This is a genomic window from Streptomyces sp. CC208A, assembly GCF_030010625.1.
GTDB lineage: Bacteria > Actinomycetota > Actinomycetes > Streptomycetales > Streptomycetaceae > Streptomyces.
In genome coordinates this window covers 161,343-184,887 of the sequence record NZ_JASCXN010000012.1, presented here as the reverse complement: position 1 = coordinate 184,887, position 23,545 = coordinate 161,343, and the positions used below count along the sequence as shown (strand labels likewise).

The 23,545-nt window shown below is 73.3% G+C and carries 17 protein-coding genes and 1 pseudogene; 6 read left to right on the top strand and 12 right to left on the bottom strand.

Features of this window, described 5'->3' with window-relative positions; genetic code table 11:
• Nucleotides 1-112: 112 nt before the first annotated feature.
• The 7 genes from QK442_RS16080 to QK442_RS16050 all read right to left on the bottom strand — a co-directional run bounded on the left by QK442_RS16080 (nucleotide 113) and on the right by QK442_RS16050 (nucleotide 10,188).
• Entirely contained in the window at nucleotides 113-1,714 is a 1,602-nt protein-coding gene (locus QK442_RS16080) for a recombinase family protein (RefSeq protein WP_282694619.1), read from the bottom strand.
• A gap of 261 nt (nucleotides 1,715-1,975) precedes the next feature.
• Entirely contained in the window at nucleotides 1,976-3,646 is a 1,671-nt protein-coding gene (locus QK442_RS16075; RefSeq protein WP_282694618.1) for an ADP-ribosyltransferase domain-containing protein, read from the bottom strand.
• Between the two features lie 133 nt (nucleotides 3,647-3,779).
• Nucleotides 3,780-4,472, bottom strand: a complete 693-nt coding sequence (locus QK442_RS16070; protein WP_282694617.1) for a macro domain-containing protein — start codon at nucleotides 4,470-4,472, stop codon at nucleotides 3,780-3,782.
• 100 nt (nucleotides 4,473-4,572) lie between these two features.
• The gene (locus QK442_RS16065) at nucleotides 4,573-5,241 is read right to left on the bottom strand and encodes a class I SAM-dependent methyltransferase (RefSeq protein ID WP_282694616.1); all 669 of its coding nucleotides are present in this window, start codon (nucleotides 5,239-5,241) and stop codon (nucleotides 4,573-4,575) included.
• Between the two features lie 32 nt (nucleotides 5,242-5,273).
• Nucleotides 5,274-5,804, bottom strand: a complete 531-nt coding sequence (locus tag QK442_RS16060; protein ID WP_282694615.1) for a hypothetical protein — start codon at nucleotides 5,802-5,804, stop codon at nucleotides 5,274-5,276.
• Nucleotides 5,801-7,420 carry a cytochrome c oxidase subunit I gene (ctaD, locus tag QK442_RS16055; protein ID WP_349239656.1) on the bottom strand — a complete coding sequence of 540 codons (1,620 nt, stop codon included), beginning with the start codon at nucleotides 7,418-7,420 and terminating at the stop codon, nucleotides 5,801-5,803. The genes QK442_RS16060 and ctaD overlap by 4 nt, the downstream gene beginning before the upstream one ends.
• A gap of 1,379 nt (nucleotides 7,421-8,799) precedes the next feature.
• The gene (locus QK442_RS16050) at nucleotides 8,800-10,188 is read right to left on the bottom strand and encodes a globin domain-containing protein (RefSeq protein WP_282694613.1); all 1,389 of its coding nucleotides are present in this window, start codon (nucleotides 10,186-10,188) and stop codon (nucleotides 8,800-8,802) included.
• A 464-nt stretch (nucleotides 10,189-10,652) separates the two neighbouring features.
• Between QK442_RS16050 and QK442_RS16045 the strand changes: the two genes are divergently transcribed.
• The gene (locus QK442_RS16045) at nucleotides 10,653-12,707 is read left to right on the top strand and encodes a phospholipase C, phosphocholine-specific (RefSeq protein ID WP_282694612.1); all 2,055 of its coding nucleotides are present in this window, start codon (nucleotides 10,653-10,655) and stop codon (nucleotides 12,705-12,707) included.
• 45 nt (nucleotides 12,708-12,752) lie between these two features.
• On the opposite strand, the gene QK442_RS16040 is transcribed toward QK442_RS16045, so the two are convergent.
• On the bottom strand, nucleotides 12,753-13,766 hold the full coding sequence (locus QK442_RS16040; protein ID WP_282694611.1) for a HEAT repeat domain-containing protein: 1,014 nt from the start codon (nucleotides 13,764-13,766) through the stop codon (nucleotides 12,753-12,755).
• A 28-nt stretch (nucleotides 13,767-13,794) separates the two neighbouring features.
• Nucleotides 13,795-14,466 carry a HEAT repeat domain-containing protein gene (locus QK442_RS16035; RefSeq protein ID WP_282694610.1) on the bottom strand — a complete coding sequence of 224 codons (672 nt, stop codon included), beginning with the start codon at nucleotides 14,464-14,466 and terminating at the stop codon, nucleotides 13,795-13,797.
• Nucleotides 14,467-14,738: 272 nt separating this feature from the next.
• On the opposite strand from QK442_RS16035, the gene lanL reads away from it, so the two are divergent.
• From lanL to QK442_RS16015, 4 genes are all read left to right on the top strand, one after another.
• Nucleotides 14,739-17,411 (top strand): class IV lanthionine synthetase LanL, encoded by a 2,673-nt coding sequence (gene lanL, locus QK442_RS16030; protein ID WP_282694609.1) that lies wholly within the window; start codon nucleotides 14,739-14,741, stop codon nucleotides 17,409-17,411.
• A 43-nt stretch (nucleotides 17,412-17,454) separates the two neighbouring features.
• Nucleotides 17,455-17,610, top strand: coding sequence for a VenA family class IV lanthipeptide (locus QK442_RS16025; RefSeq protein WP_167352188.1), 156 nt, complete (start codon nucleotides 17,455-17,457; stop codon nucleotides 17,608-17,610).
• A 100-nt stretch (nucleotides 17,611-17,710) separates the two neighbouring features.
• Nucleotides 17,711-18,739, top strand: a complete 1,029-nt coding sequence (locus QK442_RS16020) for an ABC transporter ATP-binding protein (RefSeq protein WP_282694608.1) — start codon at nucleotides 17,711-17,713, stop codon at nucleotides 18,737-18,739.
• Nucleotides 18,736-19,590: an ABC transporter permease gene (locus tag QK442_RS16015; RefSeq protein WP_282694607.1), complete on the top strand. Its 855-nt coding sequence runs from the start codon at nucleotides 18,736-18,738 to the stop codon at nucleotides 19,588-19,590. Before QK442_RS16020 ends, QK442_RS16015 begins: the two co-directional genes overlap by 4 nt.
• Here QK442_RS16015 and QK442_RS16010 read toward each other — a convergent pair.
• Nucleotides 19,574-19,885 (bottom strand): annotated as a pseudogene (locus QK442_RS16010) (NmrA family transcriptional regulator); the annotation flags it as partial. The gene QK442_RS16015 and the pseudogene QK442_RS16010 sit on opposite strands and share 17 nt — an antisense overlap.
• Before the next feature lie 155 nt (nucleotides 19,886-20,040).
• On the opposite strand from QK442_RS16010, the gene QK442_RS16005 reads away from it, so the two are divergent.
• Entirely contained in the window at nucleotides 20,041-20,730 is a 690-nt protein-coding gene (locus QK442_RS16005; RefSeq protein WP_282694606.1) for a beta-glucanase, read from the top strand.
• A gap of 78 nt (nucleotides 20,731-20,808) precedes the next feature.
• On the opposite strand, the gene QK442_RS16000 is transcribed toward QK442_RS16005, so the two are convergent.
• Nucleotides 20,809-21,360: an XRE family transcriptional regulator gene (locus tag QK442_RS16000; protein ID WP_282694628.1), complete on the bottom strand. Its 552-nt coding sequence runs from the start codon at nucleotides 21,358-21,360 to the stop codon at nucleotides 20,809-20,811.
• Between the two features lie 10 nt (nucleotides 21,361-21,370).
• On the bottom strand, nucleotides 21,371-23,473 hold the full coding sequence (locus QK442_RS15995) for a helix-turn-helix domain-containing protein (protein ID WP_282694605.1): 2,103 nt from the start codon (nucleotides 23,471-23,473) through the stop codon (nucleotides 21,371-21,373).
• Nucleotides 23,474-23,545 lie beyond the last annotated feature (72 nt).

The following is a 23,545-nucleotide window of genomic DNA, read 5'->3' as shown; positions in this document are numbered from 1 at the left end:
GCGGGTTGGTTGCCCGCCCCCTGCCTGTCTTGGAGTGCAAGGGTTTCCTGTTACCGCGAAGCCCCGCCCCTCCGCTGCGGGAGGAACGGGGCCTACGGGACGCTGAGCGGGCTTACGCGGCCAACTCCTGGTCTTCTCGCCGGACGGCAAGCAGCGTGTCTATCGCCTCGTCCAGAGGGCCGTTCACGGTGAAGCGGACGCGGGATTCGTCCAGCCGTCGCCAGCCGCCCCGCGTCCCCCTCTTCACCGTGAGCCGGGCCCCTGCCTGGATCAGCATGGCGCGCCGGTCGGTCGTCTCCGACGCCTGCCACAGGTCGGCGTAGACGCGGCCGGTCCTGATGACCTCACGGCGGGGCTCCACCTTCGGCGTTGCCTCCAGCTCCGCAAGGCGCGTGTCCAGAGCGTCAGCCCGCGTCTGCCACGCCTGCCGGGCGGCGTTCGACTTGTGCCGCCCCTCTTGGCGCTGGTGCTCCTCGAACTCCGCCAGCGTCGCGGCGATCTCCGGGCCGGGGTCGTAGCCGGGAACCGTCCGGGTCTCCGTGATCGCCAGCGGACCTGTCTGCCGGAGGAATTCGCGCTCCGCGTACTCATCCACCCAGTCCGCCCGCACGTAGGCCGGAGCCGCGCAAGTCTCCCCGCGCGCATGGGCGTTGCACTTGTAGGTGGGGCGCTGATTCGCCTTGCTGGTTTGCTTGTTGAGGTACATGCGACCCCCGCAACCGTCGCAGTGGATCACCCGCAACAGCAGCGCGTCCGTGTCCTTGCGTTCGCGGTTGTCCACCGACCGCTCATCGAACAGCGCGCCTATCGCGTCGTACTCGGCGCGGGTGAGAACCGGTGTGTTCGTGGCCATGACCGGGCGGCCCTCACTGTCCCGGACCGGTTTGTTCTGGTGCAGCTTCCATCCGATCAGCGCGGCGGACGTCAGGACCCGCTTGACGATGCTGGGGCCCCACTTGAACCGCTCACGCTTGACGTGCTCGCCCTTGCTGCCGCCCGTCTTCCCGCCGGTCGTGCGGCCCTTCTTGAGCGCCCAGTGATCACGCGGGGAAGGGATGCCCTCCTCGTTCAGCTCAGCGGCAACCATGCTCGCCGTCTTGCCCGCGCTCAGGTCCTTGATCATCCGCTCAATGACCGCGACCGCCTCAGCGTCCGGAACGAGCGTCCAGCCGCCCCCGTCCAGCGGGGCAGGCTCGTAGCCGTAGTGCGGACGCGAACCGCGCCACCGCAGCGGCATCACGCGCATAGCCGCCTGAGCGCCCGTGACACGCTCCGCGATGGACTGGGCTTCCATCTGAGCGGCGAACGCCAGAAGCGTTGCGATCAGCTCACCGACGACGTTGGACATGTTGAGTTCGAGGCGCGCGCCGCCGGGCCCCTCCGCGAACACCAGCCGCTTACCGTGCTTGCGCGCCCACCCGACCAACGCCGACATGTCCGCCATGGAGCGCACGGCACGGTCAAGCCGCCACCAGATGACCATGTCGAAGTCGTCGGGCCGCTCGAACCACGGGCCCAGCTCCGGACGCTCGAACGGCGTCGTCTTGGACGCCGACACGTCCAGGTCTTCCGCCTCCCCGACGATGACCGCGCCCAGACTCGCGGCGGCCTTCTCGTTCGCCTCACGCTGCCGGGCAGGTGAGGTGGTCTCGTCGGTGGCGACGCTCAGACGGATGGCGGACACGGCACGGGGCTGATCAGCGTTGGGGGTCACGCCCCGTACCTGGCGAGTGGATTGCCTACGCGGCGTGACCTGCGGTGCTTCGTTCATGCACTCGCTAGAGCGCAAGGGTTTCCTGTGTCCGCCGACGAGCGTGGATGCTGCCACTTCCGGGCCCTCCCAGAACCGCGTATCTCACGCGTCCGGAGACCCCGAGGGCAATGAATTCTGCGTCCTGCGCAGTGAGTCCGACCGCGCGGCGACGCCTTCCTGAGCCCCCGCCGACGGCTCCCTCTCTCGCACCCCGGCCGCAGGTCAGGAGACGAGCCGGGTGTCCACCTCCCTCAGTTTCACCGTGCACAGGCCGCCGCGCTCGGTCTTCACGTCCGTGACCTCCAACTGGGTGCCGGGGGCGAGGAGGTACTCCTCCTCGCCGGTGAAGGCGGAGAAGCTGCGGATGCCCACGGCGCGGGCCGGGGTCACCTCGAACAGGGTCCGCCTGCCGCGGCTGCCGAGGAAGGAGCGGGCGACGCCGAGCTCGGAGGTGCAGGAGGAGACACCCCACCAGGTGACCGTCGAGCCGACGGGGTACTGGCCGCGCAGGTCCAGCGCGACGCCCCGCCACAGGGGGTCGGTCCGGACGGGCAGCGAATCGACCGCCGAGAACAGCAGCCGGAGGTACGGCAGGTAGGGCACCACGCGGTCGCGGTCCGGGGAACGCAGGACGGCGTTGATGGTGCGGTAGAAGCCGGACTCGCAGGTGTAGAGGAAGAGCGCGGCGATGGCGTCGGCGGAGAGCCCGGCGCCGGTCTGCTCGTCGGCGCGCCGTTTGCCGAACTCGCGGGAGCGGTCGATGTGCCGGCCGAGGCCGCCAAGCACCTGGGTGACCGGGGCGACGGCGTCCTCGAAGGACATCAGCGGGGTGTCGAAGACGCCGGTGAGCGGCGGCAGGACGTGCCCCTCGTCGCGGACGCTGGTGAGCCGCTCCAGGTACAGCTGGTGGAGCTCCATCGTCGAGGCGATGAAGGCGCCCATGCGGGCGGCGACGTCGGTGTCCGGGCCTCCGCCGCCCGTGGCGGGGTCCGTGCCGGTGGCGGTGCCGGCCGGGGGCTCGTTCCAGCCCTTGCTGGGCAGCCAGTCGATCGCGTCGGCGCCGAGGGACAGCAGGGCGTCGTTGACGGTGGCGAGGTGGTCGCCGTCGCAGAAGAGGTCGCCCTGCGCGGCAGGGTTGGCGTGGTCGATGTGGCGGACCTCGACGCCCGGGTAGTTCTTCTCCAGGCGCTGCACGGTCTTCTTCAGGCTGCGGGCGTGGGCGCCCCACCAGGCGAAGACGACACCCCGGTCCTCCGGGTCCGCGGCGTCCTGCTTGGCGCGGAGGATCTCCTCGACGATCCGTTCGGCGACGGGTCGCCAGAAGGCGGTGTGCTGGTCGGTGGCCATGGCGCCGTCGGCGCTGGCGGTCAGTGAGGCGTTCAGGAGGAGCACGCCCTGGGTGAGCATGGCCTGGAACCACTCGGGCGGCTGGACCGTGTCCCGTTCCTTCAGCAGGGCGCGGACGTCGGCGATGGGAGTCTTCTTGACGATGCCGTACTTCCACATCGCCGCCGCCTTGATGAGGCAGCGGATGCTGACGACCCGTCCGAACTGGCTTTCCTTCCAGTCGTTGAAGGTGTTGTCGAACATGGCGATGCCGGTGGCGCTCTCCGGCCGCGGATAGGGGTTCTGGCCGAAGACGACGACCTTCCACTTGTGCGGCGGGTTGGGCTTGAGCGCCTGGAAGGTGAGCTCGCGGACCGGGACGACCTGCGGGCTGCGCCCGGGGCCGATGAACCGGTCGGCGTCCGGACGGGCCTCGATGACGGGCTTGAGGAGGGGCAGCCAGGTCTCGCCGCCGCCGGTGAACAGTTCGGCGAGGGCGAGCGGATCGGTCGGGTCGTTCGGGGTGTTCGGGTCGGGCTGGGTCGGCGGCGTGGCGGCGTCGCTCATGGCGGGGGAACTCCCGGTGGTCGTGGCTGCGAGGTGGGAGGCGTCGGCCGTCTCGGCCGGGGCGGCGGACGCCGTGGCCGAGACGGTCGGCAACTGGTGCTGCCCGGCGGGCGGTTGGTGCGGGGCGGCCTGGTCAGTGGCGAAAGGAACACCCTTTGGCCGGTGCTCCTTTCGGCGGCGTGATCCGCACCCGCGTCGTGGGCGGGGCCTGGTCGATGCCCGCCAGCTGGGCGGTGATGGTGGCGCGCAGCTCGTCGTCGTCCTCGAACCAGTGGTCGTGGAAGAGGGTGTAGCCGGTCCACATCAGGTTGGCGCACACCCGGGCCGGCACCCGGCCGGTGCGCGCGCCCATCCCGACGAGCGCCACCGAGCGGATGCTGCCCGGCGCCTTCCGGTTCTGCCGGTGCACGGCCTGGAACGCGGCCGCGCAGGCCATGGCGACGTTGAGCGTCTCACTCACGTTCTGCGAGGAGCCGACCATGGTCGGCGTCGAGATGACGAAGCGCGGCACGGTCGCCCCCGACGGGACGCACACGGCGCTGCCGACCGGCATGCTCCCGTCGAACCGGTCACGGATGGCCCGCCGTACCCGCAGCTGGATCCCTGCGCCCAGATGGCGCTTGATCGCGGCGTCCACGCCGCCGTCCATCCGTCCCGCCGCGTTCGTCGGCGTGACCCAGGCGTCCACGTCCTCGTCGAGGACCGAGCCCTGCCGGATCTCGATGCCCGGCACGTCGGCGAAGGCCGCGCGCCACGCCTCCACCACCCCCGCGTTGACGTCGGTCAGCACCACCCGCAGCGCGGTCTGCACACAGCTCTCGGTCATCGAAGCCCCCTGTCGGAACGGTCTCTTGCGACTCCTCCGAAGCTAGTGGGCACCACTGACAACGCGGCCGAGCCGGTCCTCCCCGGCCCGGCGCCCGGCCTCAGTCGGGCCGTTTGGCCATGACGACCACACCCGGTCCGGTCTGTTCGTCGCCGGGAAGCCGGAGTTCGGCGACCGGCCGCAGCCCCGCCCCCTCGATCAGGTCCACGAGCTGTTCCGGCCGCCATTTGTGTGTCGTCCACCGCACGGGTACGCCGCCGTACGCCTCGGTGCGCAGCAGGTCCTCGTCACCGACGTGGGTGGCGGTGACGAGGTGCCCGCCCGGCTTCAGCGCCCGCGCGAACAGGGCGAGGACCTGGGGAAGGACGTCACGGGGGAGGTTGAACAGCGACCACCATCCAAGGACCCCGCCGAGGGACGCCTCGGCGAGGTCGAGATCGGTGGCGGAGGCGACGTCGAAGCGGCACTGCGGGTGGAGACGGCGCGCGTTCTCGATCATCCGAGGGGAGAGGTCCACCCCGGACACGTCGAGTCCGCGCTCGGCGAGATAGGCGGTCACCGTCCCGGGACCGCAGCCGACGTCGAGGACCGGTCCCAGGCCGTCCACGCTGTCGGCGAAGGCGTCGATCGACGCCTTGAGCCAGGGGTCCTTCCGTATGTCTCCGATTCCGGTCGTCAGCACCATGTGAGCGTAGTTGTCGGCCACGCGGTCGTAGGACTCGCGTACCACGTCGAGGTCGGCGGGCCTGTCGATGCGGTGAGTGTGCATCGGCCCACCATAGGACGGCGTCGTACCGCTCCTCAGCCGGCCCTTCGCCGTACGGCCGCCGTCGACGCCACGACCAGCGCGACCCCGGCGAGAACGACGGGGACGGCCATGACGGCGAAGCCGGAACCGTCCGCCGCCCGCCGCACGGACAGCAGGCAGAGCGCGCACACCGTGGCCAGCAGCAGGCCCGTCCCGGCGCAGCGGGCGAAGATCCGCTGGGACGAACAGTGGGACGGGGGCGGCGCGGCCGACAGCGCCGCCCAGCACCGACCGTCCTCGCGGCGCTCCTCGCTCCGTCGTACCGCCGCTCCGACCCGCAGCAGGGCGGTCGCCGTGGCGCCGGTGACGGCGGGGCCGAGGACGAGGGCGCCCGGGGCGCCGAGGAGCAGCAGGAGGGTGACGGCGGCCGCGGTGGACCAGCCGGTGAGGCAGGCCGTCGCGGCGAGGCGGCGGGACCTCGGACGGTCGGCGCCGGCGCGCAGGTCGGCGAGGGCGGGGACGTACCAGACACAGCCGGAGACGGTCACCGCCCCGGCGCCCAGGGCGAGGACGGCCGGGGTCACCGGGCGTCCGCGGTCTCGTGCGGCTTGTTCTCCAGCTGGTCGACCTCCGCGATCTCAGGGTGGTGCAGGTCGAACGCGGGCGATTCCGACCGGATCCGCGGCAGCGTGAGGAAGTTGTGCCGCGGCGGCGGGCAGGAGGTCGCCCACTCCAGCGAACGGCCGTAGCCCCACGGGTCGTCGACCTCGATCTTCTTGCCGTACTTGGCGGTCTTCCAGACGTTGTAGAAGAACGGCAGGAAGGAGAGGCCGAGCAGGAACGAGCCGATCGTGGAGATCGTGTTCAGGGTGGTGAAGCCGTCCGCGTCCAGGTAGTCGGCGTAACGGCGTGGCATGCCCTCGGCGCCGAGCCAGTGCTGGACGAGGAAGGTGGCGTGGAAGCCGACGGTCAGCGTCCAGAACGTCATCTTGCCGAGGCGCTCGTCGAGCATCTTGCCGGTGAACTTCGGCCACCAGAAGTGGAAGCCGGCGAACATGGCGTACACGACGGTGCCGAACAGCGTGTAGTGGAAGTGGGCGACGACGAAGTACGAGTCGGAGACGTGGAAGTCCATCGGGGGCGAGGCCAGGATGACGCCGGTCAGACCACCGAAGGTGAAGGTCATGAGGAAGCCGACGGCCCAGAGCATCGGGGTCTCGAAGGACAGTGAGCCCTTCCACATCGTTCCGATCCAGTTGAAGAACTTCACGCCGGTCGGTACGGCGATGAGGAACGTCATGAAGGAGAAGAACGGGAGGAGCACGCCACCGGTGACGTACATGTGGTGCGCCCACACGGTCACGGAGAGACCGGCGATCGCGATCGTCGCGGCGACGAGGCCGATGTAGCCGAACATCGGCTTGCGGCTGAAGACCGGGACGACCTCGGAGATGATGCCGAAGAACGGCAGGGCCAGGATGTACACCTCGGGGTGGCCGAAGAACCAGAAGAGGTGCTGCCAGAGCAGAGCGCCGCCGGTCGCGGGGTCGAAGACGTGCGAGCCGAACTTCCGGTCGCATTCGAGGGCGAACAGCGCGGCGGCGAGCACCGGGAAGACCATGAGCACCAGCAGGGACGTGAGCAGCACGTTCCAGGTGAAGATCGGCATGCGGAACATCGTCATGCCCGGGGCGCGCATGCAGATGATCGTGGTGATGAAGTTGACCGCGCCCGCGATGGATCCGAAGCCGGAGAGCGCCACGCCCATGATCCACAGGTCGGCGCCGAGGCCGGGCGAGTGGACCGCGTCGGAGAGCGGCGCGTACAGGAACCAGCCGAAGTCCGCCGCGCCGCCGGGGGTGAGGAAGCCGCCGGCGGCGATCAGCGAGCCGAAGAGGTAGAGCCAGTAGGCCAGCATGTTCAGGCGCGGGAAGGCGACGTCCGGCGCGCCGATCTGGAGCGGCATGATCCAGTTGGCGAAGCCGGTGAAGAGCGGCATGGCGAAGAGCAGCAGCATGATCGAGCCGTGCATGGTGAACGCCTGGTTGAACTGCTCGTTCGACATGATCTGCGTGCCCGGACGGGCCAGTTCGGCCCGCATCACCAGGGCCATGACACCGCCGACGACGAAGAAGAACAGCGCCGAGCAGAGATAGAGGGTGCCGATCTGCTTGTGGTCGGTGGTCGTCAGCCACCCCACCCAGGAGGGACGGAGGTGGGGCGGGAGCGCGGTCCGCGCTCCCGCCGGTTCCGGAAGACCTGCCGGTTCGGGGGAACCCGCCGGAACCGGGGAACCCGCCGGTTCCGGAGAACCCGGCGTCTCCTCCGCCTTCGCCTGTGTACCGCGTGTCTCGTCCACCGGACGACGACCTTCCTTCCCTTGACACCGATTGCCACGGACCCTTGGACGCCGGAGGCCGGCTCCGTCCGCGCCGAGCGCCACGCGCGCGCGTGCACGGGTGGCGGCGGGCCGGGAAGCACTCGGATACAGGGATGGTCACGGCGGTTCCCGGCCGCCGCGCCATGATCCTCGGCGCGGTCCGGGGTGCGGCAGGGCCGAAGAGGCCCCGGAAACGGCGCGGAAGCAGGGCCGAAGGGCCCCTTCCGGCGCGCTCCCGCACGCCGCTTGCGCTGCGCGGGCGGTGGGCGAGACGGCCAGGAGGGCGAGGGACGGGCCCGTACGCGACGGCGCGTCGTCGCGTCGGTCGGCGGGGCGGATGGGGTCGGCGGTGCGGATGGGGTCGGCGGTGCGGATGGGGTCGGCGGTGCGGGTGGCGCATGGCGTATCAGCCGCGCGCGGTCGGGGAGTACGGCTCCCGGCCTCGCGGCCCGTGCCTGCGGCTCCGCCGTCACCGCCGGCGTCCGGACGGCGTCCCCCGCGAGCGGGGAAAGCCGGGCCTGCGCCGCGCCGCCGGACGGCCGAGACCGTTCGACTGGCCGTGCACCGCCTCGGCTTCCCGCCCTTCCTGTGGATCATCGGACCGATCGGGACCAGCCCCCGGAGACCGGCGGAGCATGCGTCTCCGTGCCGGAGACGGCCACCCGACGATCTGACGCACCGTCAATCCGCGCCGAGTCGGGGCGAGCAGCGGTACGGCCCCACAGCCGCCAGGCCCTTCGGTCCCGGGACAGGGGGCCGAACGGCCCTGTCGGGGTGGGGCGGCCCTTGGTCGAATGCCTCCGCGACCCGGGGCGCCGGGCTCTCCGCCCGGTCCCGCCGTCCCCTGGACCGGACCGCGGTCGGCGCACCCGGGCCGCGGATCGGTGCGAGGCCGGGGTCGAAGTCCCTTCCGCCGCACGTCCAGAGCGCTTCCCCACCAGCCTTCCAAGAAGGCACCGCGCCCGCCCTCCAAGGGCGCGGCTCGCCCGCCATGCCCGGCGGGCGGGCACGCGCGGGCGCGTCATGGCGTACGAGGCCCACGAGATCGGCACCGGCACCCGGCTCGAGTGGAGCGGGGTGGTCACCGGTCCCCGAGCAGGTGGCCCGTCACGCGGCGGTGGTCCGGCCGTGGACCGGTCGGCAGCCGGCAGAGGGAACAGGTCATCCGTATCCGGCCGGACCCGGTCGTCGCGGACCGATCACCGGACCCGTGCCGCCGCGCCCCGCGCGAGGGGCACGGTGCCGCCGACGGGGTCGTACCTCAGGCGTCCCGGGGGCAGGCCGGCCCCGGTCAGCCGGTCCAGGGTGGTGGTGACCATGGCGGGCGGGCCGCTCACGAAGGCGAGGTGGTCGGACCAGTCGCCGTGCCGGACCACCGCGTCGGCCACCGAGGCGGGCCCGTCTCCCGAGTCCCCGTCACCGATGACCGGGACGACGCGGAGCCAGGGGCGTTGCCGCTCCAGTTCCGCGACGGCGGCCGTGTCGTACAGGTCGTCCAGGGTCCGGGCGCCGAGGAAGAGGTGGGCGGTGCGGCCCCGCGGGCGGCGGGCGGCCAGTTCCTCCAGGAGCGCCTTGGCCGTGGCCCAGCCCGTGCCTCCGGCGACGAGCAGCACGTCCGGTGTCCCCTCCTGTCCCGGGTCGGCGTCCAGGGTGGTGGTCCCCTGGGCGGGTCCGAGGCGCAGTGTGTCGCCGACGCCGGTACGCGTCACGAGGACGTCGCTGAGGCCGCCGGAGCCGGTCCGGCGGACGTGGAACTCCAGTTCGCCGTCGGCGCGGGGCGCGCAGGCGATCGAGTACGGCCGCCAGGCGTGCGGGAGCCTCGGTGACTCGATGCTCGTGTACTGGCCGGCGCGGTACGGGAAGGGTTCGGCGGTACGGACCCGGAGGACGGCGACGTCGGGGCGGCGCAGCTGGTGGCCGGTCACCGTCGCGTTCCAGGAGACGGGTTCGCCGACGGCCCCGTCGGCGCCTTCGACCATGGCGGCGACGGCGAACCGCACCATGCGGAGCCACGCCTCCTCCAGCTCCGGGACCCATGCCGGGCCGGCGGTGCGGCGGAGCCCTTCGGCGAGCGCCGCCTCGAACACCTCGAAGTGCACGGGCCGGACGCCGAGCTTCCGGTGGTCGCGGCCGAGCCTGGCGCAGAACCCGGCCACCTCGTCGGGCCGGTCCAGGTTCTCGATGAGGTACCAGAAGGCGCGCTCCAGGTGCACCCGCTGGAAGTCCATCGAGTCGGGGAAGAGCCTCCGGAGGTACGGATGTTGCTGGAACATCGCCCGGTAGAGGTGGGTGATGAGCTCGTCGAAGGGCGTCACCAGCGGCAGGTGCCGCCGGATCGTCTTCTGGTCCCGGAGCCCGTCGTAGGAGTACGGCGTCCCCCGGGCCGGGCGCGGCCCGGAGCTGGAAGGTCCCGATGCCGTCAGAAGGGGGCCGGCCGGGGCGAGCAGGCGCTGTCGCAGCCGCATCGCGTCCTGCCGGGCGAGGAGCGCGTGGTACTCGTCGCGGCCTCCGCCTCCCGCGGCTCCCGGCCTCCGGTGCTCCGTCCCCTGCCGCGTGTCCCCCGGCTCCGTCCGGTCCGCGGTCGTCATCGGCCACCCCTCCACGTCGTCCTCCCTGCGTCCTGCGCCTCACCCGCCCCGCCGCACGCGGTTCTTCGCCCGTACCGGCGGCCGTCAAGATCACGAACGGGGCGCGCGTCAGTGTGGCACCGTCACGCAATCGCCGTCCGGCCCCACGGGACGAGGGCCGACAGGCCCTGTCGGCGTGCTCCGGCGACGGTGTAAGGGGCAGGGCCCCCGCGGCTACGAGGACGGTCGGCCGTCCGGGAACGTCCGCCGTGTCGGCGCCGTCCGGTCGGCGCGCCCGCGACCGGTCGTGAGCGGCTGGATACGGGGGCGGCGCGGGGGATTTCGCCGGGTGTACAGCGGGAAGTCACGGGACGGTCGTGGGGCGGTGGCTCCCGGGCGCTCTTCTTGGGGCGCTCCGCACCGGTCTCCGACCGCCGTCCGGTTCCGTCTCCCCGTTCCCTCGCCTTCCGGAGGACCGCTCCCTCATGGCCGATCTCGATCGCCGCCGCTTCCTTCAGCTCGCCGGCGGCACCGTCGCCTTCAGCGCGCTGTCCGCGTCCATCGCCCGCGCCGCCGCCATTCCCGCCCAGGGTGCCACCGGCACCCTCCAGGACGTCGAGCACATCGTCGTCCTCATGCAGGAGAATCGTTCCTTCGACCACTACTTCGGGTCGATGAAGGGCGTCCGGGGCTTCGGCGACCCGCGTCCGGTCACGCTGCCCAGCGGCAAGCCCGTCTGGCACCAGTCCGACGGCAGGACCGAGACCCTCCCCTTCCGGCCCGAGAGCGCGAAGCTCGGCATGGAGTTCCTCCAGGGGCTCAACCACGACTGGGCGGGCGGCCAGAAGGCGTTCGCCAAGGGCCGCTACGACCAGTGGATACCGGCCAAGACCAAGGCCACCATGGCCCACCTCACCCGCGAGGACATCCCGTTCCACTACGCGCTCGCCGACGCCTTCACGATCTGCGACGCCTACCACTGCTCGTTCATCGGCGCGACCGACCCGAACCGCTACTACCTGTGGTCCGGCCACACCGGCAACGACGGCACGGGCGGCGGCCCGGTCCTCAACAACGCCGAGGCGGGCTACGGCTGGAAGACGTACCCCGAGCGCCTGGAGGCGGCCGGGATCTCCTGGAAGATCTACCAGGACATCGGCGACGGCCTGAACGCGGCCGGCCACTGGGGCTGGATCAACGACGCCTACCGCGGCAACTACGGCGACAACTCCCTCCTCTACTTCAACACCTACCGCAACGCCCAGCCCGGCACCCCGCTGTACGACAAGGCCCGCACGGGCACGAACGCCAAGGCGGGCGACGGCTTCTTCGACATCCTCCGCGCCGACGTGCAGGCCGGCCGGCTGCCGCAGGTCTCCTGGATCGCCGCACCCGAGGCGTTCACGGAGCACTCCAACTGGCCTTCGAACTACGGCGCCTGGTACATCGCGCAGGTCCTGGACGCGCTCACCTCGAACCCGGACGTGTGGGCCCGTACGGCGCTGTTCATCATGTACGACGAGAACGACGGCTTCTTCGACCACGTCGTCCCGCCGTACGTCCCCGCCTCGGCCGCGCAGGGCCTCTCCACGACCCCCACCACGCTCGACCACTTCCCCGGGAAGACCGGTTACGTCGCCGGTCCCTACGGCCTCGGCCCCCGCGTCCCCATGCTCGTCGTCTCCCCCTGGTCCACCGGCGGTTACACCTGCTCCGAGACCTTCGACCACACCTCGGTGATCCGGTTCATCGAGCGCCGCTTCGGGGTCCAGGAGCCACAGATCTCGCCCTGGCGGCGGGCCGTCTGCGGCGACCTGACCTCGGCCTTCGACTTCACCCGCTCCGAGCCGCGGCCGGTCGCACTGCCGCCCACGGCCGGCTACCACCCGCCGGACCGCGACCGGCACCCCGACTTCCTCGCCACCGCGCCGGCGGTCGGCTCGATGCCCCGTCAGGAGCCCGGCGCCAAGCCCACCCGCCCGCTGAAGTACGCGCCGTACGTGGACGGTCGCGCCGACACCTCGGCCGGCACCTTCCGCCTCACCTTCAGCGGCGGCCCGGCCGCGGGCGCCCAGTTCTACGTGACCTCGGCGAACCGCACGGACGCGCCCTGGACGTACACGACGGAGGCCGGCACCTCGATCGCGGACACCTGGAACACCCGGTACTCCAAGGGCACCACCGACCTCACCGTGCACGGCCCCAACGGCTTCCTGCGCCGCTTCCGCTCCCCCGGGAAGACCGCCGTCCCCGAGGTCACCGCCCGCCACGACGCCGCCACGGGCGACCTGGACCTCGTCCTCACCAACGCGGGTCCGACGACGACGGTGACCGTCGCCCACGCCTACACCGGCACCGAGCAGACGCTGACCGTGGCCCAGGGCGCGACCGTCACCCACACCGTGCCCCTGTCGGCCTCCGGCAGGTGGTACGACGTCACGATCACGTCCCCCGCCCACGCCGACTACGTGCGCCGCCTGGCCGGGCACGTGGAGACGGGCGCGGAGGGCGTGACGGACCCCGGCATCCTGACGTACTGACGCACTGCCGCCCTCCCCTTCCGGCCGACAGAGGGGGAGGGCGGTTCAGGGAGTGCCGCGGAGGCGGCTGAGGTAGGTCGCCGTCAGGGCCACGGCGCTGTCCCCGTCGTGCGTCAGGTCCGCGAGGGCGCGGGAGGCGAGGGGGCCGGGGATGTCGGCGAGCGCCTGGGTGAGACGGCCCCGGGCGGGGGGCGCGGTGGCCGGATCGGCGAGGCGGGCGACGAGCCCGGCCGCGATCCCGTCCGCCGTGCCGGCGTCAGCGGCCAGGACGCCGAGGGCATCGGCCGCGTCGGTGTCGTTCCTGCCGTCCACGACCATCTCGACGAGTTCCGGGACCGCGCCGGGCTCTCCGCGGCCGCCGAGGGCCAGGGCCGCCTGGCCGCGCACCACGGGGTCGGGGTGGGCGAGGGCGTCGCGGAGCCGGGAGACCGCCTCGTCGCCGGGGAGTTCGGCGAGGGTCCGGACGGCCCGTTCGCGCACCGCGGCCGTCGGGGAGTCGAGGGCCCGGGCGAGGAGGCCGGAGCCGCCGTCGCCGGAGCGGGCGAGGGCCCACCGCAGGGCCCCGGCGACATTGGGCTCGGTCTCGCCGAGGACCGCCTCGACCAGAGCCTCCACCGGTACGGGGACCTCGTCGGCCGAGGAGGCCGAGGAGAGGGCGGCGCGCTGGCGGACGTCCTTGCTCGTCGACCCGAGCGCCTGGAGGAGCGCGACGACCTGGAGGGCGTCGTCCCAGCTCGCGGGCCCGGCGGCGTCGATGCGGCTCAGGCGCGTGAGCAGTTCGGTCTCCGCCGCGATGCGGGCGCGGGTCTGGTCGACGAGCTCGCCGACGAGCTGCGCGGGGGTGAAGCCGGGGTCGTCGAGGGCGCGGGCGACCTCCCGCAGCGACAGCCCCAGCGAGCGGAGGCTCTCGATGTGGAAGATCCGCCGGATGTCCTCGTCGCGGTACTCCCGGTAGCCGGATCCGGTGCGGCCCGAGGGCCGCACCAGGCCGAGCGACTCGTAGTGCCTGAGCATGCGGGCACTGACGCCGGAGCGGCGTGCCACCTCACCGATCAACACGCCTCAGTGTCCCTCCGGTCCATACGCCTCAGTGTCCCTTCGACGCGGACCCGCCGAGCGCCACGACGCGCTTCGCCTCCTCGATCGCGTACGCGAATCCGGTGTCGGGGTCGCGCAGGAGCCGCCGGGTGGCGAGCGCGTGGGCGCGCACGTGCGGCTCTGGGGCCGTCGCCGCGGTGCCCAGGAGCGGCAGGATCACGTCGCCGAGCGCGATCAGCGCCCGGCTGAGGCTCAGCTGCGTCTCCTGTCCGCCGCGCCCCAGCCGGGTGGCCAGCACCGCGGCCAGCGCCGGCTCCTCGCCGTCCGGGACGAGGAGCACCGCCGCCCGCCAGGCCGCCCGTGCCACCTCGTCGTCGGCGTCGGTCAGGTGCCCGCGCGTGATCGCCGGCCACGCCCGCCGGTCACCGATCTTGGACAGCGTGTGCAGGGCCTGGCTCCGCGCCCGCGCCCGCTCCGAGCGGAGCTCGCCCAGCAGCGGGGGGAGCGTCAGGTCGACGGGGTGACGGGTCAGGGCCCAGGTCAGCATGTCGCGTACGAAGAACTCGGGCTCGACGGCGCACCGTTCGACGAGCGCGGCGGCGAAGCGCGGGTCGGGCGCCGTGCCGACCGCCAGAGCGGTCCGCAGCCGCACCGACGCGCGCTCGTCCTCCAGCGCCCGGAGCGCCCGCCGGACGTCCGCGTCCTGCTGTGTCATGGTCATCGGGACCACCTCCTCGGCAGGCAGTCAAAGGCTTGTCACCGTGTCAAGGTCAAGCGGTCCACGGTGGAGGAGCACCGATTCCCCTTTCGCGCACGGCCGTTGACGCCCCTGGGCGAGCCACCGTGCGCCTTTCCGCGCTGGGCGCACCTCACGGTGGGACAACCGCGGCGCGCGCTCGCCGCATCCGGTGAATCCGGCCCCCGGTATGTGGGGGCGGCAGGTGCGCCGGGCACGTTCCCCGCCAGCGGTTCTCGCCGTTGAGAGGGATGGGCATGACGAGCCACGCCACCGAATCCGTACCGGAAGCCGAATCCGTTCTGGAAGACCTCCTCCATCGGGCGCTGCACGCCACGGGCACGGGCGGGCGCTGGACGACCGGCTCTGACGACCTGTGGTGCCGGGTGGCGCCGCGGTCCGGGGAGCAGCGCCGGCAGGGCTGGAAACTGCACCTGTCGGCGACGGCCGCCTCCGCGCCCGCGGTCCTCGCGAAGGCCCTGGAGGTGCTGCTGCGGGACGCGTCGGGGTTCAAGTTCGCGCGGTCTCCGGAGGGGGTGAGCGCCCTCAACTCCCGTGCGACGCCCCGGGGAAGCTCCGGCAAGTTCCTCACCGTCTATCCGCGTTCCGACGCCGACGCGGCCCGGCTCGCCGGGGAGCTGCACCGGGCGACGGCGGGGCTGGCCGGTCCCCGGATCCTGTCCGACCAGCCGTACGCCGTGAACAGCCTGGTGCACTACCGGTACGGCGCCTTCGTCGGCCGCCGGCGGCTGTCGGCCGACGGCCTCCTCGTGTGGTACATCGAGGACCCCGACGGCAATCCCGTGGAGGACCGGCGGACCGGGCGGTACGAGCCGCCGCCGTGGGCGGTCAGCCCGTTCCCCGCCCCTCCGCCGGGCGCGGCGCGCCCGGCGGAGGCGGAGAGCCGTCCGGTGGTGCTCGGCGGCCGGTTCGCGGTGCGGGAGGCGATCCGGCACACCAACAAGGGCGGGGTCTACCGGGGCAGCGAGGTGCGCACCGGCGCGCCGGTCGTCATCAAGGAGACCCGGCCCCACGTGGAGGCCGACGCCTCCGGGGGTGACGTCCGCGACTGGCTGCGCGCAGAGGCCCGGACGCTGGAGAAGCTGAGGGGGACGGGGCTCGCGCCGGAGCCGCTCGCGCTGTTCGAGCACGGCGGGCACCTGTTCCTGGCCCAGGAGGAGGTGCCGGGCGTCCCGTTGCGCACCTGGGTCGCCGAGCGTTTCCGGGACGTCGGCGGCGAGCGGTACCAGGCCGAGGTGACGGCCCAGGTCGCGCGCCTCGTGGACCTGGTGGCGGACGCCCACGCCCGGGGCTGTGTGCTGCGGGACTTCACGCCCGGCAACGTGATGGTCCGGCCGGACGGGGAGCTGCGCCTGATCGACCTGGAGCTCGCCGTCCTGGCCGAGGACGCCCCGCTCCCGACGCGGGTGGGGACGCCCGGTTTCAGCGCCCCCGAGCGCCTGGCGGACGCGCCGGTCTCCCCGACGGCCGACTACTACAGCCTCGGTGCCACGGTGTGTTTCGTCCTGATGGGCAAGGTGCCGAACCTGCTGGCCGAAGAGCCGGCGGACCGGCCCGCGCAGGAGCGGCTCGCCGCGTGGCTGGCCGCCTGCTCCGCCTCGGTACGGCTCCCGGACGGCATGCGGGAGCTGATCCTCGGGCTGATGCGGGACGATCCGGCCGAGCGCTGGGATCCGGCCAGGGCCCGGCGGGCGCTCCTGCGGAGGGGGGCGGCGCGACGCGAGAGCCCGTACAAGGATCCGTACGAGGCGATCGAGGGCACGGTGGCCGGGATCGTGCGGCACCTCGTCGACACGATGACTCCCGGCGACGACCGGCGGCTGTGGCCCGTCTCCACGGCGGCCGGCGAGACCGACCCCTGCACCGTGCAGCAGGGCGCGGCCGGCGTCCTGGCGGTGCTGACGCGGTACTTCGAGCTCACCGGCGATCCCCGTCTGCCGGGGGTGCTGTCCGCGGCGGGCCGCTGGATCGCCGACCGCACCGACCTCCGCTCCGCCCGTCCCGGCCTGCACTTCGGCGCCCGGGGCACCGCGTGGGCGCTGTACGAGGCCGGGCGCGCCGTCGGAGACGAGGCTCTGACGGACCACGCGCTGGCCCTGGCGCTGGCTCCGCAGGAGCCGACGCCGAGCCATGACATCACCCACGGCACGGCGGGCGGCGGGCTCGCGGCCGTCCACCTGTGGCGGCGCACCGGCGATCCGCGCCTCGCCCGGCTGGTCGCCGAAGCGGCCGACCGGCTGGCCGCCGCCGCCCGGCGCGAGGAGGCCGGGGCGAGCTGGCCGGTGCCGGCGGAGGCCGTCGCGGAGGAGGCGGGCAAGCGGTACCTCGGGTTCGCGCACGGCGCGTCCGGCATCGGCTGCTTCCTCCTCGCGGCCGCCTCCGTCACGGGCCGCCGGGAGGACCGGGAGCTGGCCGTGGCGGCGGGCGAGCTGCTGGTGGCCCACGCCGTGGACGTGGGCGGGGCGGCGCAGTGGCCGGCACAGGCCGGGGACGTGCCCACGGCTCCGTACTGGTGCCACGGCTCCGCCGGCATCGGCTCGTTCCTGGTCCGGCTGTGGCGGGCGACCGGCGACGACCGGTACGGCGAGCTCGCCCGGCGCGCGGCCCGGGCCGTGGTGGAGCGGGCCTCCCGCGCCCCGCTCACCCAGTGCCACGGCCTGGCGGGCAACGGCGACTTCCTCCTCGACCTGGCCGCGGCGACGGGTGATCCCGTCCCTCGCGCGGAGGCCGAGGCCCTGGCCCGTCTCGTCGTCGCCGAAGGGGCCCGCCGCGGCGGCCACGTCGTCTTCCCCAACGAGTACGGGGACGTCTCGACGGGCTGGAGCGACGGCTCCGCCGGAATCCTGGCGTTCCTCCTGCGGGTCCGCCACACAGAGCCCCGGCACTGGATGGTCCAGCAGCCGGTCTGAGCGGCAGAGAGCCTGCCGCCGCCTCACAGAGAAGGAGAATGCCATGGAGAACCAGGACCTCGAACTGCTGGCCCGACTGCACGCCCTTCCGGAGACCGACCCGGTCGGCGTCGACGGAGCGCCCTTCGCCGCGACGTGCGAGTGCGTCGGCCTGCTCACGCTCCTCAACACCGTCTGCATCGGTGTGAGCTGCGCGTAGCCCGTACCGCCTCCCCCGGCCGGTGGCTGTCCCGGGGCAGCCACCGGCCGGGGCGAGGCCCCGCACCGCCCCCACGGAGCCCCCTGGACGAGGAAGACGCATGCAGCTCCACGCCCGTGACCACGAGTCCGCCCGCGACACCGCCCCCCGCGCGACGCCCGTCCCGCCCGCCATCCGCACGCGCGGCCTGGTCAAGAGCTACCGGGGCCCGGACGGCACCACCACCCACGCGGTGCGCGGCCTGGACCTGGACGTGCGCCAGGGCGAGACCTTCGCCTTCCTCGGCCCCAACGGCGCCGGCAAGTCCACGACCATCGCGATGCTGTGCGCCCTCACCCGCCCGACCTCCGGTCACGCCACCGTGGCGGGCGCCGACGTGCTCACCGAGCCCCACCGGGTACGGCGCCGGGTCGGGCTGCTCTTCCAGCACAGCGCCCTCGACCCGGACCTGACGGCCGAGCAGAACCTCCGCGTCCACGCCCGCCTGTACGGGCTCCGCCGCGCCGAGGTCCGCCGCCGCACGGCCGAGGTGCTCGACCTCGCGGACCTGGCCGACCGGCGGCGCTCCCCCGTCCGCACCCTGTCGGGCGGCATGCGGCGCCGCCTGGAGATCGCCCGCCAGCTGCTGCACTCGCCCGGCGTGCTGTTCCTCGACGAGCCGACCACCGGCCTCGACCCGCACGCCCGCGCCCGGATCCGGGAGCACCTGCGGGTCCTGCGCGACCGGCACGGCAGCACGCTGTTCGTCACCACCCACTATCTGGACGAGGCGGAGCACTGCGACCGCCTCGCCATCATCGACGGGGGCCGACTGGTGGCCCAGGGCACGCCGCACGACGTCAAGGCCGCGATCGGGGACGACCGGGTGGTGCTCCGCACCGGCGACGACGAGGGGGCCCGCCGGGTGGTCGGCCTGCTCACCCCGCCGGAACGGACCGTCACCGTGGACGCGGACGGCCTCTGGCTGCGGGTGCCCGACGGCAGCGCCTGGATCCCCCGTCTGTGCGCGGCCCTGGCGGCCCACGGCATCGCCGTCCACGCCGCTTCCGCGACCCCGCCCACCCTCGACGACGTGTTCTTCCACCACACCGGCCGCAGCCTGGCCGGTCCCGCGGAGGCCTGCCGATGACGACGCTCGCCCCACCGGTGCCGGCCGGCACCGCCACCGGCCGGGGCACCCGTCTCCGGCGCGAACTGCGCGCGGTCCACGCCCTGGTCCACCGCGACCTGCTCCGCCTCGCCTGTCGGCGCACCTCCACCGCGCTGATGCTGCTCCACCCCGTGCTGTACCTCTTCATCCTGGGCGGCGGCCTGGCGGCGCTGATCCCCTCCGGGTCGCTGGGCGTCGGCTACCAGACGTACCTCTTCCCCGGCATGCTGATGATGACCGTGCAGACACCGGCCGTCATGGTCGGCATCCGTCTGATCACCGACCGGCAGAGCGGCTACCTCCGTGAGCTCCTGATGGCCCCCGTCAGCCGCACCGCGCTCCTGCTCGGCAGCTGCGCCGGCGGCACCCTGGTGGCCACGGTCCAGGGCGCCGTCCTCCTCGGTCTGGCCGGTGCGGTCGGCCTCCCGTACGACCCGGTGCTGCTGGGCCTGCTCCTCGGTGGCATGGCCCTCGCCTCCTTCACCGTCACCGCCCTGTCCCTGGCCCTGGCCGTGGGCCTGAGCAGTCCGGAGACCTTCCACACCTTCCTGGGCCTGGTGATGATGCCGCTCCTCTTCCTCTCCGGCGGCTTCTTCCCCCTGACGTCCCTGCCCGGCTGGGCCCAGACCCTGGCCGCCGCCAACCCCCTGGCGTACGGGGTGGACGTCCTGCGCCGCTCCATCACCCTGCGGGTCCCCGGCCACGCGGCCGCCGGCGGCGTCGAATGGGCCGGTCGGCAGCCTCCCCTCCTCCTCGAAGGCGGTCTCCTCCTGGCCTCGGGTGCCCTGGCCCTGCTGTGGGCGACCCGCCGCTTCAGCCGCCCGGAGTGAGGGCGAAGGCGGCGGCGCGGCCGAGGACGCTCTCCGCGTCGGGGCTGCCCCGCCGTTCTTCCGGGAGCGGGAGGCCGAGCACGTCGAGGGTTCCGTCCACGACCTCCTCCGGCATGAACCGCGCCAGGTGCGCGTGGGCCTCGGCGCGGGACAGCTCCACGAAGGTGACCTCCTCCCCCAGGGCCCGGGCGAGGACCTCGGCCTGCCGGCGCGGGCTGATCGGCTCCGGTCCTGTGAGTTCGTACGTACGCCCGGCGTGGCCGTCCTCGTGCAGCGCGGCGGCGATGTCGGCGGGTCCTCGCCGACCCGGCGGGGCATCCGTTCCGCCTCGTACGGGACTGACGAGTTCTCGCCAAGGAAGGAGGTGTTCCGCATGTGCGGGGCGGGAGAGGGGATCCATGGCGGTGACCCTCTCGTTCTCCTCTCGTTCCCGGAACCTCAGGAGCCGCCATGTCCTTCCCTCCCCTCCCCGACGACCTGGTCCTTCCCGGCGAACCGGTCCTCGCCGCGGACTTCGGATCGCCCGAGCAGTGGGTGGCCGGGCGTTCCTGGGCCTATCCGGGAGGCGGGCCGATCAACCCCCGTGACAACAAGCTGGACCATCTGGTGAGGGATCCCGCGTACAGCCGTTCCGGTGTCTTCCGGGCGACCCGTCGCCGTGACGGTCTGTGGGACACCGGGCTGCTCACCACGGAGGGCAGCCGCCAGGCCTTCGAGGTGCGGTCCGGCGACGTGCTGGAGGCGCGGGTGCGGCTTCCCGAGGAGACGGGGGCCTGGCCGGCCATCTGGACGTGGCGCGACGGCGGGCAGGAGATCGACGTCTTCGAGTACCACCCCGACAACCCGGACCTCCTCGAACTCTCCAACCGGGTCCGTGGCACCCACCACTACCACCGCTCCCCCGCCGTGCGCCCAGGCGGATGGGTGGAGCTGCGGACCCGGTTCGGCGCCCGGTCGGTGGTGTGGTGGGTGGACGGCGCCCAGGTGTTCGCGGACGGCCGCGGCGTCGGCCGGTCCTGGCACGCCCACCTGATCGTCAACCTCTCCGTGTGCGCCGGCCGTTACCATCCCGCACCCGATCCGGAGACGAGCGAGATGTCGTTCGAGGTGTCCGACCTGCGGGTGTTCCGCGGCGGCTGACGGCCCTGGCGGAGCCGGGTGCGATGTCGGGGAGGGAGCCGGTGACCCGGTGTTCCCGCAGGGGGGCGGCCGGCGCGGTCACAGGTCGAACTCGATGTGCTCGACGTTCAGCATGCGGACCTCCTCCAGGCTCGCGGCGCGGGTGCCGCGCTGCTGGAAGTACACGTCCTTCAGCGCTTCGGCGACAGCCCGGCGCATGTCGTGTTCGCCGCCCGCCTGGGCGGCGAAGATCCGCTCGGCGTGGTGCGGGGGGAGGGCGAGGGTGAGGTGGCGTTCGCGGGCCTCGTCGGTGGTACCAGCCGGGGCGTCGTAACCGAGGGCGGCGCGGACGTCGATCATCAGGCCGTCGGTGGTGGTGGCGGCCTTCCGCGCCTTCGCCTTCACCCTCGGCTGCCAGCGTCTGCGGGTCTCCTCCCGCAGGCGGGCCGCCAGTTCCGGGCGGGGCTTTCTGATCTCGCCCTTCACGTACCGTTCGACGGTGCGCTGGGAGACGCCGAGGAGCCGGGCGACCGCCTTGGTGCCCTTGAGCTGTTTCACCAGGAACCGTACCTGGGCGCCGGCGGACTGCGGCGGCTTGCGGGTGACCGCCTTGTCGAGGACCCGGTCCAGGCCCTCGCCGACCGACTTCACCACCATGGTTCTACTCCCCCGTGTCCGGGCCGGTGCCGACGCCGGTCCTGATGTAGCGGGCCAGGTTCAGCAGCGGGTCCCGGGTCTCCTCGCGGAGTGCCTCGGCCCACAGCGGCGTCCTGGTGCCCTCGTGCTTGACCATGCCCGGGGAGACCCCGATGCGGAAGGATCCGGGGACCGTCCTGCCTTCCGGCGTGTAGGGCAGGAGGTCGAGCGGGGAGGGGCCGTCGGCGGCGTACACGGCGCAGTCGGAGAGGACCGCGACCGGGTAGCTGCCGGTGGCGGCGGCGAGCGCGACCATCTTGCGGTGCATGTTGATCCGGGCCCGCGAGATCACGACCGCGCGAATGTCGGGGCGCCAGGTCGGGCGGGCCAGCGCCGGCCACGTCTGGCCCGGTCGCCAGCCGCCGCCGCGCGCCTTCTCCTGGAGCTTGCCGATGCCGCCCTTGACGGTGTTCTTGATGGCGTCGAGGACGATCGCCGCCTCGGGGTCGCGGCCCTTGTACCCCTCCATCGCGGCCAGGAACCGCTCGGGTGTCGTCTTCTCTCCGATGCCGAGGTCGGCCATGGTGACGACGTAGGCGTCGCGCAGGCGCTTGTACCAGCCGTCGAGGTAGCGGCCCGCCTCCGGGCGCAGCCAGGCCTCCACCGGGTCGACCCGGTAGCCGAGTTCGACGGCGTAGGCGACGGTCGGGGTGGCGTACCAGGCCGGGCCCGTGGGGGTCTCGCCGGTGGGGGTGAAGGGGCTGGGCAGCAGGTCGCCCCGCAGCCGCGTCCACCGTTTGCCGACGAGGACGCGGGAGAGGTCGACATGGGACAGGTCGACCAGCCACGAGCCCGGCACCGCCGGGTCGAAGGCGGGCGCGGTGGCGTGGACGGGAGGCCGGGCGAGGCCGATGACGGCGCCGTTCGCGGCGGCGCCGAAGGCCATGTTGACGTCGATGCCGACCAGATGGGACTTGAGGCACTCCTCGTCGGTCAGCTCCCGCGCCCAGTCGTACGCCTCCTCGAAGATCCGCTCCTCGGGGCCGCGGACGTGGAAGCGGGGCAGGTCGGCGAGGACGGGGTGGCCGTCGGTCGCCTCGCACGGCGGCGGGTCCAGGGGGTCCTCGCCCAGCGAGCCGGGGTTGTGGACGCTGTGCCGACGGCCGTCGGCGTCCGGCTCGGAGGCGCGGGTCGGCGGATGCAGCGCGGTCATCAGTTCCAGGCCCGTCACGGCCGTCGAACCGCGCGGGGTCATCACCCGCGAGGCGTACAGACCCAGGACGCGGGCGAGTTCGGCGGGCGGCAGTTCGCCGGCGTGCCCCCACGAGCGGCTGTCGAGCGCCCGCCACGACGGGATGCACAACTGGACGCAGAGGCGGCGGCCGCCCTGGGCGGGCCGGTAGATCCTGGCCCACGGGCCGAAGCCACGGCGGGTCAACTGCCAGTCGGCCGCCGCCAGTTCTTCCAGAGCCGGGTGGCCGACAGGGAGGCGGCCCGCGTTCCGCTCCTCGTCGCTCAGCTCGACCGGCAGACCGAGGCGCTCCAGCGCCGTCGGGGTCAGGACGAGCAGCGGGTCGGCGTCCCGGCCCCAGCTGTCCAGCCGGGGAGCGCCGAGACGGGCCTCGGCCAGGGTCCACTCCACGAGTCCGGGCAGGGTACGGGCGGGGACGTCGAGGACCAGGCCGCCGACGCAGTACGCGGACACCCGCCCGTCGGCGCCGGTGTCGACGACGGCGAGCGGCCCGTTCGCGAACCGCGCGTCGACGGCCGCGGCGGCCGCCGGGCGGGCCGTGGTCTTCCGCGCCGGTGCGGCCGGACGCCTGGGCGTCGGCGTCGTCCGGGCCGGGGGTACGTCGGCGGGCCGGGCCTCGCGGCTGGGGTCGGGGTACTTCTCCGCCCAGCCCTCAAGGAGGGCCAGGTACGGGGCGCGGCGCGGCGGGCGGGGCTCGCTGCGTCCCGACTCCCAGTTCTTCACCGTCTGCGTCGTGGTGTCGAGTACGCCGGCGAGCGCGGCCTGGGTGACGCCGGCCGCCTCGCGCAGCCGGGCCCGCTCCGCGGGGGCGGGGAACTCCGGTCCGCCCGCCAGCAGCGCTTCCACGGCCTTGAACAGGTCTTCTTCCTTGGGCACCGGGCCACCTCCACCATGGACCCTATCGAATTTAGCCCTGGATATAGCCCTGACTTCGCCCTCATCCGGGTG

Bases quoted from the DNA above. Each gene is read 5' to 3' on its own strand.
- QK442_RS16075 (WP_282694618.1), bottom strand. From the start codon at position 3,646: ATGAGCGACGCCGCCACGCCGCCGACCCAGCCCGACCCGAACACCCCG.
- QK442_RS16070 (WP_282694617.1), bottom strand. From the start codon at position 4,472: ATGACCGAGAGCTGTGTGCAGACCGCGCTGCGGGTGGTGCTGACCGAC.
- QK442_RS16065 (WP_282694616.1), bottom strand. From the start codon at position 5,241: ATGCACACTCACCGCATCGACAGGCCCGCCGACCTCGACGTGGTACGC.
- QK442_RS16050 (WP_282694613.1), bottom strand. From the start codon at position 10,188: ATGACGACCGCGGACCGGACGGAGCCGGGGGACACGCGGCAGGGGACG.
- QK442_RS16045 (WP_282694612.1), top strand. From the start codon at position 10,653: ATGGCCGATCTCGATCGCCGCCGCTTCCTTCAGCTCGCCGGCGGCACC.
- QK442_RS16035 (WP_282694610.1), bottom strand. From the start codon at position 14,466: ATGACCATGACACAGCAGGACGCGGACGTCCGGCGGGCGCTCCGGGCG.
- lanL (WP_282694609.1), top strand. From the start codon at position 14,739: ATGACGAGCCACGCCACCGAATCCGTACCGGAAGCCGAATCCGTTCTG.
- QK442_RS16025 (WP_167352188.1), top strand. From the start codon at position 17,455: ATGGAGAACCAGGACCTCGAACTGCTGGCCCGACTGCACGCCCTTCCG.
- QK442_RS16020 (WP_282694608.1), top strand. From the start codon at position 17,711: ATGCAGCTCCACGCCCGTGACCACGAGTCCGCCCGCGACACCGCCCCC.
- QK442_RS16015 (WP_282694607.1), top strand. From the start codon at position 18,736: ATGACGACGCTCGCCCCACCGGTGCCGGCCGGCACCGCCACCGGCCGG.
- QK442_RS16005 (WP_282694606.1), top strand. From the start codon at position 20,041: ATGTCCTTCCCTCCCCTCCCCGACGACCTGGTCCTTCCCGGCGAACCG.